Source organism: Novosphingobium flavum, assembly GCF_014230315.1.
Classification (GTDB): Bacteria; Pseudomonadota; Alphaproteobacteria; order Sphingomonadales; family Sphingomonadaceae; genus Novosphingobium; species Novosphingobium flavum.
This window is the reverse complement of sequence record NZ_JACLAW010000001.1, coordinates 104,328-121,221: the sequence shown is the minus strand read 5'-3', so window position 1 is coordinate 121,221 and position 16,894 is coordinate 104,328. Positions and strand designations below refer to the sequence as shown.

Below are 16,894 nucleotides of genomic sequence, written 5' to 3'. Positions count from 1 at the left end.
AGTTCGCAATCTGGTGGGGGCCGGCCGGTGTAGTCTCCGGCCCATGACGACATTTACCGGCACCAGCGGCAACGATGTTCTGACCGGCGGCGATAGCGCCGACCTGTTCCAGCCCCTGCTCGGCATCGACGTGGTGCACGGCGAGGCGGGGATCGACACGCTTTCACTCGACTGGTCGTCGATTGCGGCAAACGGCGGAACGGGAGCGATCTCGGCAGCGGGCGGCTCGTTCTCGGGCAGCCTGAGCGCGGGTTCGGGGCAAGCCGAGCTGACTTTCGACGGGATTGAGGCGGTGGTTGCCGTCCTTTCGACTGGTAGCGACACGCTGACGGTCGATGCCGCGCCGCTGGCCGCCGGGGCCTCGCTGAGCGTCAGCGGCGGGGGCGGGTTTGATACGTTGCAGGCCGATTTCAGCGCCTTTGCCTCGACCAGCTTCGCCATGGGGGTGAACTTCCTGATCAGCACCAATCACGGTAACTGGGCGGGGTTCGAGCAGTTCGACCTGACGCTGGGCGCGGGTACCAATGGGGTGACACTGCAGGGCGGGAACGACACGGTGCGCTCAAACGGCGGGGTCGACACGATCGACCTGGGCGGCGGGCGCGACAGCTGGATCGCAGATTTCTCGAGTTGGTCCGCGAACATCTCGTTCGGCTGGGACGGGGATCGCAACCTCGCCGCCGTGTCCAACGGCAGCTATGTCAGCCATGTCGAGGGCGGCGCGATCACCGGGGGCAGCGGGGACGATGCCTTTTTCCTGAACGGCGCCAATGGCTTTGCCGTTGATGGCGGGGCCGGGCGCGACGTGCTGGTGTGGGACGAGAGCGGGTTGCTGACCGTGCCCTATTCGGCGGCCTTCATCGCCGGAGTTGGCGGCAGTTACGATGGCTGGGTGCGCAGCTCGACCTTCGCCGGGATCGAGCAGGTCAATGTCGCGCTCTCGGACGGGGACAACACGGCCTATGTCGACGTGGCGCCGCTGGCGCAGGGGGCGACGATGAACCTCGACGGCGGGGGCGGAAGCGACACGCTGGAGGTGGATTTTTCCGTTTTCGCCGACACGACCTTCGCCATCGACGCCAGCGGCACGGCGCTGACCAGCCACGGAACTTACGGAAACTTCGAGAACTTCTCCATGGCGCTGGGGGGCGGCCACAATGTGGTGGCCACCGGCGCGGGCGATGACATGGTCTATTCACTCGGCGGGGTGGACCAGATCGACGCCGGAAGCGGGTTCGACTTCTGGGGCGGGGACTATTCGGGGAATGCCGGGGCGATTGCCTTCAACTGGGACGGAGCAAGCGGGAGCGCCTCGCTCTCGAACGGGACCAGCCTGACCGGGTTCGAGGCGGGTTACCTCGTCGGCACCGCGGGCGCAGACACCTTCAGCCTGTCGGGCGCCCTGCCCTTCGACGTCTATGGCGGGGCGGGCAGCGACACCCTGGTGCGCAGCGATGCCGGCGTGACCGGGGGCAATACCGACAGCTTCATCTATGCCGCGCCGGGCTGGTTCTGGGGCTTTGCCGGGAACGGGCAGTTCGACGAAATCGAGCACCTGTCCGTGACCTTCGGCGACGGAGACGACACGGTGTTTGTCGATGCGGCGGCACTGGCGGCCGGGGCGACGATCGCGCTGAACGGCGGGGTGGGCAGCGATACCTTGCTGCTCGATCTCTCCGCGCTGGCCGGGTCGGTGTTCACTGTGAGCGCCGATGGAGCGGTGAGCGGCAATCGCGGCAGCTTTGCCGGGTTCGAGGCCTATTCGATCGGGCTTGGCGGGGGCGCCAACACGGTCACTCTTGGTGCGGGCAACGACATGGTCCAGGCCAGCTTCGGCGGGGCCAGCACGATCAGCCTTGGCGCCGGGGACGACGAGGCCTGGGGCGGGACCGGGACAGAAACGGTCTACGGCGGCGCGGGGACGGATCGATTCCACGTGTTGGGCCTGATGGCCGACTTTGCCGTCAGCCAGGATGGGACCGGGGGCTATCTGGTGACGGACCACAACCTCGCCGACGGGGATCAGGGTTCGGATCACCTTAGCGGGGTCGAGTGGCTGGTGTTCGATGACGGCGCGCTTGCCCTGCCTGACTATGCGGGCGGAGTGACGCTGACCGGGACCGCCGGGGCGGACACCCTGACCGGCGGCGTCGGGGCCGACCGCCTGTCCGGACTTGCCGGGAACGACCTGCTCTCGGGCGGGGCGGGCAACGATACGCTCGACGGCGGGGCCGGGAACGACTGGCTGAGCGGCGAGGCCGGGAACGACGCGATCACTGGCGGCGACGGGATCGATACGCTCACCTATGACGACGCCGTCGCCGGAGTGATGGTCGACCTGTCGCTGGTCGGCACGGCGCAGGCGACCGGGGGTTCGGGCAGCGATGTGTTGGGTGATGCGCTGGAGAACCTCACCGGCTCAGCCTTTGGCGATACATTGACCGGCAATGCCTTGGCCAACGTGATCACGGGGCTGGCCGGGGACGATGTCATCGACGGCGGTGCCGGGGCGGACACGTTGATCGGCGGGCTGGGCAGCGACAGCTATGTGGTGGACGACGCGGGCGACGGGGTGACCGAGCTGGCGGGCGAAGGGACGGACTCGGTCACGGCCCGGCTGAGCTGGACACTGGGCGCCAATCTCGAGAACCTGACGCTGGCGGCGGGGACCCAGGCTTGGGACGGGACCGGGAACGGGCTCGGCAACGGGCTGGTCGGCAATGACGGGGCCAACCGGCTCTACGGGCTCGACGGGAACGATACGCTCGGTGGCGGGGGCGGGAATGACTGGCTGAGCGGCGGCGCTGGCAGTGACACCATCACCGGCGGCGCGGGCTTGGACACGCTGGCCTATGACGATGCGGCCGGGGCCGTGCGGGTGGACCTGTCGCTGGTCGGCACGGCGCAGGCGACGGGCGGTTCGGGCAGCGATGTGCTGGGCGATGCGCTGGAGAACCTCACCGGATCGGCCTTTGGCGATGCGCTGACCGGCAATGCCTTGGCCAACGTGATCACGGGGCTGGCCGGAGACGATGTCATCGACGGCGGCGCCGGGGCGGACACCCTGATCGGCGGGCTGGGCAATGACACCTACGTGGTCGATGTGAACGGCGACTTCGTCACCGAACTGGCGGGACAAGGGACGGATACGGTCACGGCGAAATTGAGCTGGACGCTGGGTGCCAATCTCGAGAACCTGACGCTGCTCGGAACTTCTGCACTCAGCGGAACCGGCAACGAACTGGGCAACGTCCTGACTGGCAATGCCGCCGCCAACCTGCTGAACGGCATGGCGGGCGACGATACGCTGGTGGGTGGCGGCGGGGCGGACAGCCTGACTGGTGGGCTCGGGCGTGACGCGTTCCGCTTCACCATCCTGGAGATCAATTCGGCGCGCGATACCATCCAGGACTTCGTCCACGGCACGGACCGGTTCGAATTCGTGCGCAGCGCCTACGCGGCCCTTGCAGGTTTGAGCGCGGGGGCCTTGGCACCTTCCGAATTCATTGCCGGCAAGGCGGCAGTGACGGCAAGCCAGCACATCATCTACAACCAGTCGACCGGCGCGCTCTATTATGACGTCGATGGTTCGGGCAAGGCGGCGCAGGTGCAGATCGCCATGCTGTCGAACAGACCGGTGCTCGACGCCTCGGACTTCTGGCTGGTCTGATGGCCGACAGGAGCCCTGCCCCGCCCCGTGGACGGCAACACGGCGCGGGCATGGCTTCCCTGCAGAGCCCTCACCTGTTCCCCGACACACCTGAAACACCGTGCGCCTGATCTGGACCACTCGCCATTGCGAGGAAGCCGCGCGGCAATCCAGAACTGCTTTGCGCGAAGGCTCTGGATTGCCGCGTGACCTGCGGCTGCGCGCAATGGCGCTGCCGATTTAACGCAGGATTCCCTAGGCGACTGCCCCCAGCGCCACGCCGCAGAACGCGCAGATGGCGAGCACCCGGGGCATCGACTGGTTGAAGCGGAATATCAGCAGGGCTGCGAGGGCAGTCAGCACGGCGGCGCGCCAGTCGAGGCTGGACCATTCGGGCAGGGACAGGTGCAGGGGACCAAGCTCCAGCCGTTCGACCCGGGTGAACAGGACGTGGAGGGCAAACCAGACCGTGAGGTTGGCAATCACCCCGACGACGGCGGAGGTGACCGCGGCGAGGCCTCCGGCGAGGCGGCGAGCCTGTTCGAGCCGCTCCATCCACGGCGCGAGCGCGAAGATCCAGAGGAAGCAGGGGGCGAATGTCACCCAGGTGGTGAGCAGGGCGCCGAGCAGGCCGGCCATGAACGGACTGAACGGTTCAGGCGCGCGGAAGGCGGCGAGGAAGCCAACGAACTGGGTGACCATGATCAGCGGCCCCGGCGTGGTTTCGGCAAGGCCGAGGCCGTCGGCCATTTCACCTGCGGAGAGCCAGCCGAAAGTCTGGACCGCCTGCTGGGCCATATAGGCAAGAACCGCATAGGCACCGCCGAAGGTGACCACGGCGAGCTTGGAGAAGAACAGGCCGAGGGTCCACAGCACGTGACCGGGGCCAAGCAGCAAAAGCACGGCCAGCATCGGCGCGGCCCAGAGCGCAGCCCAGGCCAGGATCGTGACGACGGTCTGGCGCCATGGGCGAGGTGCGGGCTCGGCGGCCGCCGGCGGCGGTTTCAGCGCAAGTAGGTCAGGCCGGGCAAGGGCCACGGCCATGCCGATTGCCCCGGCGGAAAGGACGACCAGCGGAAACGGCAGGTCGAGCAGGAACAGGGCGAGGAAGGCAATGAGCGCGAGCCCCTCCTTGAAACGGGTATTGAGCGCGCGGCCGGCGATGCGGCGCAAGGCCTGGAAGACGATGGCGAGCACCGCCGCCTTGACCCCCAGAAACAGCGCGGAGAACCAAGCCAATCCCGCCGCGTGGGCATAGAGCAGCGAGAGCCCGAGCATGACCGCCGCCCCGGGAATGACGAAGAGCAGGCCCGCCACGAGCCCCCCGCGCAGACCGTGCAGCTTCCATCCGATCCAGGTGGCAAGTTGCTGGGCTTCGGGGCCGGGCAGCAGGTGGCAGAAGTTGAGCGCGTGGAGAAACTGGTCTTCGCTGACCCAGCAGCGCTCATCGACGAGTTCGCGGTGCATCAGGGCGATCTGCCCGGCCGGACCGCCGAAACTGAGTGCGCCGATCCGCGCGAAGACGCGCACGACTTCGGCGAAAGACGGTGATGGAGAATTGGACGCCATGCGTGAACCATGCCCCTTTGCCCGCAGACCGCGGGCGATTGAGGCAACGCTTGGGCGAGGCTCGCCTGAGCGGGAGGTTGCTTGGCCCCGCACCCAACCCCTAGCAACTACGCCCTGCCCTCACAAGGGCTGGAAGGCCATGATGGGCTTGCGAGGACATCAGGGCACTACCACCTCCGCGCAGGATGAGCGGGTTTGGCGTTGGCGGCAGCCTGCTCCCCGAACGCGCCGGCCGCTCGGTAGCCGCGGAAGATCCTGACAACGGACAGCCTGTCTGGACCCGGAATATCCAGGCGAACTAGAGCCAGCCCTCGTCACAGTACCAGCGGGCCGTCGTTTCCAGCCCCTGGCGAGTCTCGATCCGGGCTTGCCACAGGCGCTGCGGCGGGCGGGCGCGTTCGCGCACGACCCAGTCGGGATGGCACATGTAGCCGACCCGGTCCGGCGTGAGCTTGGCCCTGTCCCCGCGCAGGCGGGCATCGGCCCAGGCGACGCCGTCCAGCAGGCGCTGCGAGAGGTGAAGCACAAGCGGACGGCGGCCGACGGCCCAGCCGATGGCACGGGCCAGTTCGTAGTGGCTCCAGCCGCCGGGGCGGCCATCGTCAGGCTCGAACACCTTGTGCCCTGTATTACGCGAGGGCGGGACCAGCGCGAGCAGCAGGCGGGCGAGATCATCAACATGGAGCAGCGAGGCGCGGCCCGCCTTTGGCGGCATCGGCAGCACACCCCAGCGGGCGATGCGGAACAGTTCGAGGATTTCCTTGTCGCGCGGGCCGTAGATCGCCGGAGGGCGGACGATGGTCCAGTCCAACCCGCTCGACTTGACCAGCTTCTCGGCCTTGGCCTTGCTCGCGCCATAGGCCGAAAGGTCGGGCTCGCGCGCCGAGAGCGAGGACACGAAGACGAAGCGCGGTACGCCCGCCTTGCGCGCGGCCTCGATCACGGTGAGCGTGCCGGTGACGTTGCCCGCCTCGAACCCGGCGGGATCGGGAGCATTGATCACCCCGGCGACGTGGATCACCGCCTCGGCCCCCTTCATCAGCCGGGCGAGCGCGCGGATGTTGGCCAGATCGCCCTTGACCCAGGTGACGCCCTTGCGGGCCGGCTGGTCGGCGCGGGTGAGCGCGCGGACCTCGATCCCGTCGCCCAGCGCCCGCTCGATCAGGGCCTGGCCGACGAAGCCGGTCGCGCCGGTAATGGCAACGAGAGTCATTCCGGCAGGGTCACAGCAGCACGAGCTGGTCGCGGTGGACCATGGCCGAGCGAGGTTCATAGCCGAGCAGTTCGGCATGATCGGCCGACTGGCGGCCCATCAGGCGGGCGCATTCGGCCGCGTCGTATTCGCTGAGGCCGTGAGCGAGCGTGGTGCCGTCTGCCGCGCGGATGGCGACGGCATCGCCGCGCACGAAATGCCCCTCGACCGCGGTGATCCCGGCGGCGAGCAGGCTGGCGCCCGTACCGAGGGCACGGGCGGCGCCGGCATCGACGGTGAGCGTGCCCTTTAGCCGCAGGCGGCCGCCGAGCCAGGCCTTGCGCGCCTTGGCCTTGCGTCCGCGATCACGCGGCAGGAACAGGGTGCCGACGCCCTGCTCGATCACGCGGGCGATCGGCGCGTCCCTGGTGCCGTTGCCGATGACGAGGGCGATGCCGGCGACATCGGCGATCTCGGCGGCCTGGAGCTTGGAGGTCATGCCCCCCGATCCGAGGCCCGAGCCGGAGCCGCCATCGGCCATGGCGTGGATTTCCGGGGTGACGCCGTGAACGACCGCGAGCAACTTTGCCGCCGGGTCCTTGGGATTGCGGTCGTAGAGCCCGTCGACGTCTGACAGGAGCAGGACCGCGCTGGCGTGAGCGGCCTGGGCGACGCGGGCGGCGAGGCGGTCATTATCGCCAAAGCGGATTTCCTGGGTGGCGACCGAATCGTTCTCGTTGATCACCGGCACGGCCCCGGCCTCAAGCAGGCGGGTGAGCGTGGCCGTGGCGTTGAGATAGCGGCGGCGGTCTTCCAGATCTTCCAGCGTGAGCAGGATCTGGGCGGCGGTGATGCCGTGAGCACCGAGCAATTCGGCCCAGAGGCCGGACAGCGCGATCTGTCCGACGGCGGCCGCAGCCTGGGCATCGGCGAGACTGCCGCGCCCGCCCTTGTCCAGCCCCAGCTTGCCCGCGCCGAGCGCGATCGAACCGGAGCTGACCACGATCACGTCCTGCCCGCGCGCGCGGGCGGCGGCCAGTTCGCCGACCAGCGCCTCGATCCATGCGCGGCGGGGACCGTCCTTGGCGACGAGCAGGGCCGAACCGACCTTGACCACCAGGCGGGGACAAAGCTGGGGGCTACCGAGGTCTGCAAGCGTGGCGATTTTCATTGAGCCAGCGGATTAGGGAAAATGCGCGGCGATGCAAGGCGCGATGACGCGCGGGCTATCGTGCGCGCAGGGCGGACTGCGGCGGGAGGAGTCTGGGATGGGGCTGATGGAAGATGGGAGGAACGGGAAATGATCCCGGGGCCATGGGCCCCAAACCCCTTGCCGTCTTCCGGCGCAGCCGTGGTGAGCGGGGATGGGGATTGCGCGGCCTTGGCGGCGGGAGACAAGTTCAATGGGCAAAAAGGTAGCGCACAAGGGCCATGGCAAAGGCGAAGGCAAAACCGTTCCAGAAGTGGTCAAGCCCGACCAGACCCTGCCCCCTTCGGGCTCTCAACTTGCCGACCTGGAGCATAACGAAGCCCATGACGAACGGCACCACGAACACCGCCGCAATCCGGAAATCTGGATTTGTAATTTGAGACTTCGGCAGGACCAGAAGGCTGATTCCGCCCGCAATCGCGCCCCATAGATTGAAACCCAGTGATGCGAAAAGCGGGTGACGAGGCCGGGTGATTGGCGCGGCGACCAAGCGAAGCCCCAGTTCGGCAGCGGCTTCGAAGAGCAACTGGATAAGGAGTTCGCCGAAGAGCTGGAAGATCAGTTCAAACAGGAATTCCATGACCGTGAAACTATGCCCCTTGCCACAAGTGGAGGCAAACATGGTCAAACAAAGTCTCGGACGCAAATCGCACGCACTGCGCCGCCCCTTCCGATAGCCTTCGCTCGCTCAGATCGTCATTTTTGGCGTGGCCCGCCTGCGAGGAAGGCAACCTGGCGCGCGAACGCATCGCCGGGCGACGGATTGGGGTGCAGGAGTATTGACCCCTGCATTAATCACGTATTCCTGACGCTTATTCGTCCGCTCAGATCGGGGACCACGGGGTGTCGTCCTGTTCCTCGCGTTCGCCGTCGGGCCGTTCGGTGACGGTGGCGGCGGGGAGGTAGGAGATCACGGCGTCGAGCAGGGCCTGGATGCCTGCGCCGCTGGCGCCGGAGATCGGGAAGACCTCGTCCGCGCCGGCTTCCTTCAGTTCGCGGGAGAAAGCTTCGACCAGTTCGGCATCGACGAGGTCGATCTTGTTGAGCGCGACGAGGCGGGGCTTTTCATCCAGCCCGCCGCCATAGGCTTCGAGTTCGGCCTCAACGATGTCCATCGCCTCGACCGGGTCGGTGCCGTGGACGTCGATCAGGTGGATGAGGACGCGGCAGCGCTCGATATGGCCAAGGAAGCGGTCGCCCACCCCTGCCCCGTCGGCGGCGCCTTCGATCAGGCCGGGAATGTCGGCGAGGACGAATTCGCGGCCCTTGTGGCTGACCACGCCGAGCTGCGGGCGCAGGGTGGTGAAGGCATAGTCCCCCACCTTGGCCTTGGTGTTGGTGATCTTGTTGATGAAGGTCGACTTGCCGGCATTGGGCAGGCCGACGAGGCCGGCATCGGCCAGCAGCTTGAGCCGCAACCAGACCCACATTTCCTCGCCCGTGATGCCGGGCTGGTGCTGGCGCGGTGCGCGGTTGGTGCTGGTCTTGTAAGATGCGTTGCCGCGCCCGCCGAGCCCGCCTTCGAGGAAGACGACGCGCTGGCCGGCCTCGGTAAGGTCGGCGAGCACGGTTTCGCGATCTTCGTCCGAGATGATCTGGGTGCCGACCGGGACCTTGACCACGAGGTCGTTGCCGCCCGCGCCGTTGCGGTTCTTGCCCATGCCGTGGCCGCCGCGCGGGGCCTTGAAATGCTGGGTGTAGCGAAAGTCGATCAGGGTGTTGAGACCGGCCACGGCCTCGAACACGATATCGCCGCCCTTGCCGCCGTTGCCGCCATCGGGCCCGCCGTATTCGACGTATTTTTCACGCCGGAACGAGACGGCACCGGGCCCGCCGGAACCGGCGCGCACATAGATCTTGGCCTGGTCGAGAAAATGCATGGTGGGCGATCTAACGGTTTATGAGGCATTTGTCGCGCGCGACATTAGCTTCGCTGGCCTTCGGCTCGACAAGCTCAGGCTGAGCGGGAATGGATGGCCAGCGTGCTGGAAATTGCCTCAGCCCGAGCCGAGAATGGTGCCTTTCGAGAACCGGCGCGCAGCGACCATCAGGGTCGTGAGCACCGGAAGCGCAGATAGGTGCCGTTCGCAGGCCGGGATGTGGCAATTTACAGTACACTGGTGGAGCCGAGGGGGATCGAACCCCTGACCTCGTCATTGCGAACGACGCGCTCTCCCAGCTGAGCTACGGCCCCGTTCCAGTGCGAGCCCGAGGCCGGCCACCGGGGGGTGGCTGCCTGCGGGAGCGGCCCCCTTAGCGAAGGGTACCGCCCTTGGGAAGCGCAAAATGCACTTCGCCGCGCGCTTCGCTTACGAGGCCGGGCGGCCTGCCGCGGCCGCCGCGGCGGAGACATTGGTGCCCACCGCCGGGCTCGATGAACCGGGCAGCACGACGGGCGTCGGCGCGGGGGCATATTTGGCCTGCCAGTCGGCGAGGTTGACCTTGTACTCGTCGTAGCGGCGATAGAAATTGTCGAACACCACCTCGACGTTGGGCAGGCTGCGCGCGGCGAACGCCTCCAGCTCGACCGGCTTCACCACGAGGGCATCGCGGCTCATCGCGAGGACGGCGGTGCAGAACTCGCTCATCGTTGGCGGGAGGGCGTAGTGGTTATAGACCTCGGTCATGTACTTTTCGCGCGGGACGACGAAGCCGTTGCCGTACTTCTTGCGGAACTCGGCATCGACGGTCTTGTTCGCCTTGGACAGCCCCGCCGCGTGAGCCTTGAGGAAGGCCTTGTAGTTGGTGAGGATATCGGTGTGCCGCGGATCGTGGCAGTTGAGCGCCGCGACGTTGTAGGCCGAGCGCAGGTTCCACAGGGTCTGCGCTGGGGTGATGTTGCGGTTGACGCTGTAGCGCAGGCCCGTGGCATCGACCGGGGGAACGAACAGCGTGGTCGAAGCACCGAAGGGCGGCGTGGGCCGCGGCGGGATCACGATCGCCACCGGCGGCGGGGGCGGCGGGGGCGGCAGGGGCGCGGGCGGGGGAGCCTTTTCACCGCAGGCGGCGAGCAGCCCTGCTGCGCCGATGGCCGCCACGAGTGCGGCATGCTGCATGGTGAAACGGATCATTCAACACCCCTCCGGATGGCCGACGCTGCGGCCCAGGCGACCATGGCACGGCGCACCTTGCGCCAGCCTTAAGCGCATCATCTAGTGGTTAACGCAGCATATGAAAATGCCCGGCAGACCATTCGGACCGCCGGGCATCTCAATTAGTCGTGGGAATTGCTGCGGTTCGTCGCAATCAGCGGCGATCGCCCAGAAGCTGCAGCAGGAAGGTGAACATGTTGATGAAGTCGAGGTAGAGGCTCAGCGCCCCCATGATCACGACCTTGCCCATCATGTCCGACCCGGCCACGTAGGCATACTGTTCCTTGAGCCGCTGGGTATCGTAGGCGGTGAGGCCCGCGAAGATCAGCACGCCGAGCAGCGAGATCACCAGGCCCAGCCCCTGCGAGGGCCAGATCATGTTGATCACCATCGCCGCGAGCAGGCCCCAGACCCCCATGATGAGGAAGGTGCCAAAGCCCGACAGGCTCTTCTTCGTGGTATAGCCCACGAGGCTGAGGCCGGCGAAGGCCGCCGCCGTTGCAAAGAAGGTCGTGGCGATCGACGGGCCGGTGTAGACGAAGAAGATCGACGACAGCGACAGGCCCATGGACACGGCGAAGGCCCAGAACAGCGCCTTGAGCGTCGAGGTCTGCATCCGGTTGAGGCCGAAGCTCATCGCCATGACGAAGCCGAGCGGCGCCAGCGCGATCAGCCAGCGCAGCGGGGTGGCGAAAACCGCCGCAGCCGCGCCAGACGAGGCGAATACCAGCGCGACGATGCCCGAAAGCAGCACGCCCGATGCCATGTAATTGTAGATCGAGAGCATGTAGCGGCGCAGGCCCATGTCATAGGCGGCCTGGTTCGCCGGGGCGAAGCTCGCGGAGGCTCCGAAGCCCGACCACGCATTGCGGTTCGAGGGCTGGGGATCGTTCCAGTTAGCCATTGTCTTCAAAGCTCCTGTGACCAGCCCCGATCGGACCGGCTCGCGTAATATCGGCCTGTCTGCTTAATCTTTCAAGAATAACCGGACGGGCGCCCCACCTGTCTTTTGTCGCAGGATTGTTGCTGCAGGCAGTTCGGCCGCGCCTCAGCCGCGCGCGCGGGCCTCGCGGGTCATTTCAGCGCTGCGATCACGCGCGGCGCGCAGGGTATCGGTCATCAGCGCGGCGATGCGGCCTTCAGCATCGAGGACGTCGAGCCCGGCGCGGGTGGTGCCGCCGGGGCTGGCGACGCGGTCGGCGAGTTCGCCGGGCGAATTGGGCGAGGCAGCGGCAAGCGCGGCGGCGCCCTCCACCATGGCAAGGGCCAGGCGGTCGGCCTGATCGCGCGGCAGGCCAAGCTCGGCGGCGCCCGATGCGAGCGCGTCGATCATGCGGTAGACGAAGGCGGGGCCCGAGCCGGCGAGCGCGGTAACGAGGTCCATCCGGTCCTCGCCCGTGAGCCATTCGGCCTGGCCGAGCGGGGCCATCAGGCCGTCGACCTCGGCGCGGCTGGCGGCATCCCCCTCGCCCACCAGCCCGATCGGCGACTTGCCCATGGCGGCGGCGAGATTGGGCATGACCCGGACGATGGCGCGGGCGGCCGGAAACAGACGCCGCAGCGTTTCAAGATCGACCCCGGCGAGGACCGAGAGCAGCACCGTGCCCTCGCTCACCAGAGGCACGATCGGCGCGGCAGAGTCTGCCAGTTGCTGCGGCTTGAAGCCCAGCAACACGACATCGAAGGGCGCAGCATCGGCGGGCGCTTCGCGCAGCAAGGTGACGCCGGCAGGAGCCTCGGCCAGATAGGGATCAACCACGGTGAAGCTTTCCGGCGCGATCCCGCCGGCCAGCCAGCCGGCCAGCATGGCCCCGCCCATGTTGCCGCACCCGAACTGCAAGATCCTCACGGCCGTATCCCTTTCGCTGCCATTAATGCGCGATGGGCAAGCGGGGCCCGGCCGTCAAGCCTTGGCGTTCAGGCCTCTCCGGCAGCGTCGACCAGCGCGCTGGCGAGGGCCTCGGCCGGCGTCTTGTCACCCCAGAGGATGAACTGGAACACGGGGTAGAAGCGATCGCACTCATCGATCGCGGCCTCGACCACGGTCTGGGCCTGGGCGATCGAGAGCAGACCCTCGTCGCCCAGCATCAGGGCGTGGCGGTAGAGCAGGACCATGCCGTTCGACCAGACGTCGAAATGGCCGAGCCACATCTGTTCGTTGACGAGGGCCAGCGCCTCGAACATCGGCGGTCGCTTGTCTTCGGGAATGCGGATGTCCGGCAGGCACAGCAGCTGCAGGACATGATCCTCGCGGCGCCAGATCCCGCGCAGCTGGTACGATGCCCAGGCCCCCTGGACCTCGACGGTAATCTCGTCGTCGCCCACGAAATCGTATTGCCAGCCGCGCGCATCGAAAAGCGACGCAAGCATTTCGACCGGAGCGGCATCGTCGTCGCGTTCCATGTCGTGCTGGTCCGTCCTCACTTGTCTGTTCTCCCCGAAGGCAGAGGCTGGATGCGTTGCTTGCCCCCTCCGACACAATCCGGACCCGGGCAAGCCCTGCGCAAAACTCGACAAGGCTGTTTACAAGGTGTGGAAAAGCAGGGGAAAGCCCTGCCCCACCCCATGTCAGGTGCCGGGCAGGTCGTCGACCACTTGCCCAGCGGGGCTGATCCACTCGAACGCGTCGAGCCCAGCCTTCTTGAGCTTGACGAGATAGGCCTCGGCCGCCGCCTCGGTCGGGAAAGGCCCGGTCAGCAGGCGGTTGGTGCGGCCCCAATCGGAGGTCATGGCATCCTTGCCGCGCAGGAGGGCCGGATTATCCTTCACCAGGCCGCGCCAGGTAAAGGCCAGCGCCCTGAGATCGCGGCCAGTGCCGACCTGGACCCAGATCCGGCTGGGGTGAGCCGGCTTCTTGGGCTCGGGCGGCTTGGGCTTGGCCGCCGCGATCTTGCGCACGTCGACCGCGCCGGGTGCCGGGGCAACCACTCCCTTGGACACGGTGAAATCGCCGAAGGCATCGGCAACGCGAGCCGGCGGCGCCGGGCGACGCACAGGCGCGGGAGCGGGCGCCGAGGCAGCGACGGGCGCCGGGGCGGACGGCACGTGCGGCGCGTCGACAAAAGCTGGCGCCGGCGCGGGAGGAGCGGCTGGCGACGAACCCGGCGCGGCCGATCCGCTCTGAGCAGCGACCACGCGGGCGAGATCGAATCCGGACGCGGAAGCCGGGGCCGGCGCGGGTGAAGCCACCGCCGGAGCGGGAGCAGGAAGGGCGGCCTGCACAGGTGCCGGAACTGGAGCCGGACGCGCGATCGGCGCGGGCTGGCTGGGCGCGGGCTGGCTCGGAGCGATGCTGGCGGTGACCGGTGCGAAGACGGGAACGCGCGCCGGGGTCGGAGCCGGACTTGGGGCAGGGGCGACTGGGAGCGGCGCAGCGGCTGTACGCGGGGGCAGTTCACCGGTTGCGACCAGCTGCGGCGGCGCGCCGACCTGACGATCGGGCATCGGTTCGGGCGGCGCGCTGCGCATCGCAGCAGGCGCGACCGGCGGGGTGACGGCGGCCGCGCGCGCGGGGGCTGGCTGGCGGACACTGGTCCGGCTGCGACCGAGCGGCGTCCCGGCCGGGACCAGCGGCGCATCGGCCGTGGAAGCAACGCGCTTGGGCGGGGCATAGAGCGCCACGCGCGGATCATCGCGCCCGATCTCGGCGGCGCGGGGAAAGCGGCCGAAATTGGCCGCCGCGGCCTGCTGGGCAGCCGTGAGGCGCGGCATGTAGCGCAGGTAGGGCGCGATCCCGTTGGCGAGATCCGTCGGCATCGACTGGTTGGCAATCGCCACGGCCTCGTCCGGACGCCCGAGGATCGCCAGGGCAAAGGCGCGGGTGCGCCAGGCTGCCTTGTCCTGCCGCTGCAGCAGGGGCGAGAGGGTCTGCTCCATTCCGGCGCGGTCCCCGGCGATGGCCTGGCTGAGGGCCAGACGGCGCTGGGTCTCGTCGTTCGGCGCGGCGGAGAGCGATTGGCGATAGTAACGCTGCGCGGTCGCATTATCGCCGACCAGATCGTAGGCGAGGCCGCGATCGGACACCACCAGCGGGTCGTTCACCCCTGCCCGCTCGGCCTCGGCGAACATCGGGATCGCGTCATAGGGGTTGGCGCTGCGCACCAGGGCCGAGGCGAGCCCGGCCTTGACCCGCATGTTATTCGGCGAAAGCTGGTCGGCCCGGGCGAAGAAGCCGGTGGCCGCGTCGATATCGCCCACCTGCAGCGCGGCATTGCCGGCGTCGATCAGGGCGCCCAGATCGCGCGGATCGCGGGCGAGGCGGGCGAGCGCGCTGTTGAGCGTCTGGGTGCTGCCGCCGGGCAGCGGCTGGACCACAGGCTGGGCCGCAAGCGGGGCCGGAAGCAAGGCCGGCGCGAGCAGGGCCGCGACCGGCAAGAGATACCCTGCGGCGATCCGCCGCGCACGCAGCTTGCCGCCGCCCAGATTGCAACTGCCCAGATCGCAGCTGCCCTGCCTGTCCTGCTTCACGTGACCCGCCTTCATTGCCGAAAACCACGCCGATCCCACGGCGTGGTCCCTGTATTGCCAGTTGTCTGCGCCCGTCGGTCGATTGGCCTGAGCAGGCGAAGCTGAACCGCGCCGGAACGGGCGGCGGACTTGCGCCCGCCCGCCCGCTGCGGCCGATTACTGGTTGTTTTGCCGGCCGAGGAAGCGCGGGATCGAGATCGACTGGCTCTCGCCGTCGTCCTCGCCCTCGTCCTCGCGCAGGCTGCGCCCGCCGCCGCGCGAGAGGTTGGCCATGCGCTCGAACAGGGTGGTGCCGCCACCCGACAGGCGCGGGGTCGGCGCTTCGGAAACCACCGGGCGGCGCAGGGCCGCAGCGGCCTGCTCGTCCTCTGCGGCAAGGCGGCTGGCGTCGAGCAGCAGTTCGTCGGAGGACGGCTCGGCCGGAGCATCTTCGACCGCGGCGACCGGTTCGGCGCCAGCCTCTTCGGGTTCGAAGCCGGCAAGGTCGAGTTCGAGCGGCTCGGCCGGTTCGGACGCGGCAGCGACGGGGGCCGGCTCAGGCTCGGGCGCGGCAACTATCGGGGCGGGAGCCGGCTCGGGCTGGACCGGCGCCGGGGCAGGAGCCTCGGCGCGGGCCACGCCCGGACGGGCGATCCCGCGCGAGGCGCCGAGCGAGAAGCCGCTGGACGTCAGCTGCTGCTGCTGTTCGGCGGTCTGCTCGATACCGGTGGCGACCACCGAGACGCGGATCTTGCCTTGAAGGTCCGGGTTGAAGGCCGAGCCCCAGATGATGTTGGCATTGGGATCGACCAGTTCGCGGATGTGGTTTGCGGCCTCGTCGACCTCGAGCAGCTTCATGTCCTCGCCGCCGATGATCGAGATGATCACGCCCTTGGCGCCCTGCATCGACACGCCGTCGAGCAGCGGGTTGGAGATCGCCCGCTCCGCAGCCTCGAGCGCGCGGCTTTCGCCCTCCGCCTCGCCCGTGCCCATCATGGCCTTGCCCATCTCGCCCATCACCGAGCGGACGTCGGCAAAGTCGAGGTTGATCAGGCCCGGCATGACCATCAGGTCGGTGATCGAGCGAACGCCCTGCTGGAGCACCTCGTCGGCCAGCTGGAAGGCTTCCTTGAAGGTGGTTTCCGCCTTGGCGACCAGGAACAGGTTCTGGTTCGGGATGACGATCAGCGTATCGACGTGCTTCTGCAGCTCCGCGATGCCGCTTTCAGCCGAGCGCATCCGGCGGGTACCCTCGAACAGGAACGGCTTGGTCACGACGCCGACGGTCAGCACGCCCTTGTCACGCGCGATCTTGGCGATGACCGGCGCAGCGCCGGTGCCGGTGCCGCCGCCCATGCCGGCGGCAATGAAGACCATATGCACGCCTTCCAGCGCGCGCTCGATCTCGGCCACGGTCTCTTCCGCCGCGGCCCGGCCCACTTCGGGGCGCGAACCGGCGCCAAGGCCCTGGGTGATATCCGGCCCGAGCTGGATGCGATGCTCCGCGATCGCATTGTTGAGCGCCTGGGCATCGGTGTTGGCGACGATAAAGTCGACACCCTCGATCTCGGCCTGGATCATGTTGGCGATGGCATTGCCGCCAGCTCCGCCAACGCCGATCACGGTGATGCGGGGGCGCAGTTCCTCGACTGCCGGCGGTCCGATATTGATGCTCATCCTGATCTCCAGCCAGGGCCCGGGGCGGCGGGCACTACAATTATTGGTAAATGCACCGT

Annotated in this window: 12 protein-coding genes and 1 tRNA gene; 1 reads left to right on the top strand and 12 read right to left on the bottom strand. The window is 68.1% G+C overall.

Annotated features, from left to right (window positions below; genetic code table 11):
- The first annotated feature begins 43 nt into the window (after nt 1–43).
- Nucleotides 44–3,670: a beta strand repeat-containing protein gene (locus H7F51_RS00550; RefSeq protein ID WP_185662256.1), complete on the top strand. Its 3,627-nt coding sequence runs from the start codon at nt 44–46 to the stop codon at nt 3,668–3,670.
- 234 nt (nt 3,671–3,904) lie between these two features.
- Here the strand turns inward: H7F51_RS00550 and chrA are convergent, their stop codons facing one another.
- The 12 genes from chrA to ftsZ all read right to left on the bottom strand — a co-directional run bounded on the left by chrA (nt 3,905) and on the right by ftsZ (nt 16,835).
- On the bottom strand, nt 3,905–5,218 hold the full coding sequence (chrA, locus tag H7F51_RS00545) for a chromate efflux transporter (RefSeq protein WP_185662255.1): 1,314 nt from the start codon (nt 5,216–5,218) through the stop codon (nt 3,905–3,907).
- A gap of 298 nt (nt 5,219–5,516) precedes the next feature.
- Complete coding sequence (locus H7F51_RS00540; RefSeq protein ID WP_185662254.1) at nt 5,517–6,431, bottom strand: NAD-dependent epimerase/dehydratase family protein; 915 nt, start codon at nt 6,429–6,431, stop codon at nt 5,517–5,519.
- A gap of 10 nt (nt 6,432–6,441) precedes the next feature.
- Nucleotides 6,442–7,581, bottom strand: coding sequence for a glutamate 5-kinase (gene proB, locus H7F51_RS00535; protein ID WP_185662253.1), 1,140 nt, complete (start codon nt 7,579–7,581; stop codon nt 6,442–6,444).
- 229 nt (nt 7,582–7,810) lie between these two features.
- Nucleotides 7,811–8,200 carry a hypothetical protein gene (locus H7F51_RS00530; protein ID WP_185662525.1) on the bottom strand — a complete coding sequence of 130 codons (390 nt, stop codon included), beginning with the start codon at nt 8,198–8,200 and terminating at the stop codon, nt 7,811–7,813.
- A gap of 244 nt (nt 8,201–8,444) precedes the next feature.
- Nucleotides 8,445–9,500: a GTPase ObgE gene (obgE, locus tag H7F51_RS00525; RefSeq protein WP_185662252.1), complete on the bottom strand. Its 1,056-nt coding sequence runs from the start codon at nt 9,498–9,500 to the stop codon at nt 8,445–8,447.
- A 238-nt stretch (nt 9,501–9,738) separates the two neighbouring features.
- Nucleotides 9,739–9,814: transfer RNA gene (locus tag H7F51_RS00520), tRNA-Ala, on the bottom strand.
- 115 nt (nt 9,815–9,929) lie between these two features.
- Nucleotides 9,930–10,691 (bottom strand): hypothetical protein, encoded by a 762-nt coding sequence (locus H7F51_RS00515; RefSeq protein ID WP_185662251.1) that lies wholly within the window; start codon nt 10,689–10,691, stop codon nt 9,930–9,932.
- 175 nt (nt 10,692–10,866) lie between these two features.
- Complete coding sequence (locus H7F51_RS00510) at nt 10,867–11,616, bottom strand: Bax inhibitor-1/YccA family protein (protein WP_185662250.1); 750 nt, start codon at nt 11,614–11,616, stop codon at nt 10,867–10,869.
- Nucleotides 11,617–11,760: 144 nt separating this feature from the next.
- Nucleotides 11,761–12,561: a pyrroline-5-carboxylate reductase gene (proC, locus tag H7F51_RS00505; RefSeq protein ID WP_343061151.1), complete on the bottom strand. Its 801-nt coding sequence runs from the start codon at nt 12,559–12,561 to the stop codon at nt 11,761–11,763.
- A gap of 68 nt (nt 12,562–12,629) precedes the next feature.
- The gene (locus H7F51_RS00500; protein ID WP_185662523.1) at nt 12,630–13,115 is read right to left on the bottom strand and encodes a type III secretion system chaperone family protein; all 486 of its coding nucleotides are present in this window, start codon (nt 13,113–13,115) and stop codon (nt 12,630–12,632) included.
- A 165-nt stretch (nt 13,116–13,280) separates the two neighbouring features.
- Nucleotides 13,281–15,179 (bottom strand): tetratricopeptide repeat protein, encoded by a 1,899-nt coding sequence (locus tag H7F51_RS00495; protein WP_343061150.1) that lies wholly within the window; start codon nt 15,177–15,179, stop codon nt 13,281–13,283.
- Nucleotides 15,180–15,335: 156 nt separating this feature from the next.
- A complete protein-coding gene (ftsZ, locus tag H7F51_RS00490) occupies nt 15,336–16,835 on the bottom strand; it encodes a cell division protein FtsZ (RefSeq protein ID WP_185662248.1) in 1,500 nt (499 codons plus the stop codon).
- Nucleotides 16,836–16,894: the final 59 nt, after the last annotated feature.

What these genes read in the sequence shown, in the direction of transcription:
- H7F51_RS00550 (WP_185662256.1), top strand. Translation starts at nt 44, where the DNA reads ATGACGACATTTACCGGCACCAGCGGCAACGATGTTCTGACCGGCGGC.
- chrA (WP_185662255.1), bottom strand. Translation starts at nt 5,218, where the DNA reads ATGGCGTCCAATTCTCCATCACCGTCTTTCGCCGAAGTCGTGCGCGTC.
- H7F51_RS00540 (WP_185662254.1), bottom strand. Translation starts at nt 6,431, where the DNA reads ATGACTCTCGTTGCCATTACCGGCGCGACCGGCTTCGTCGGCCAGGCC.
- proB (WP_185662253.1), bottom strand. Translation starts at nt 7,581, where the DNA reads ATGAAAATCGCCACGCTTGCAGACCTCGGTAGCCCCCAGCTTTGTCCC.
- H7F51_RS00530 (WP_185662525.1), bottom strand. Translation starts at nt 8,200, where the DNA reads ATGGAATTCCTGTTTGAACTGATCTTCCAGCTCTTCGGCGAACTCCTT.
- obgE (WP_185662252.1), bottom strand. Translation starts at nt 9,500, where the DNA reads ATGCATTTTCTCGACCAGGCCAAGATCTATGTGCGCGCCGGTTCCGGC.
- H7F51_RS00515 (WP_185662251.1), bottom strand. Translation starts at nt 10,691, where the DNA reads ATGATCCGTTTCACCATGCAGCATGCCGCACTCGTGGCGGCCATCGGC.
- H7F51_RS00510 (WP_185662250.1), bottom strand. Translation starts at nt 11,616, where the DNA reads ATGGCTAACTGGAACGATCCCCAGCCCTCGAACCGCAATGCGTGGTCG.
- H7F51_RS00500 (WP_185662523.1), bottom strand. Translation starts at nt 13,115, where the DNA reads ATGGAACGCGACGACGATGCCGCTCCGGTCGAAATGCTTGCGTCGCTT.
- ftsZ (WP_185662248.1), bottom strand. Translation starts at nt 16,835, where the DNA reads ATGAGCATCAATATCGGACCGCCGGCAGTCGAGGAACTGCGCCCCCGC.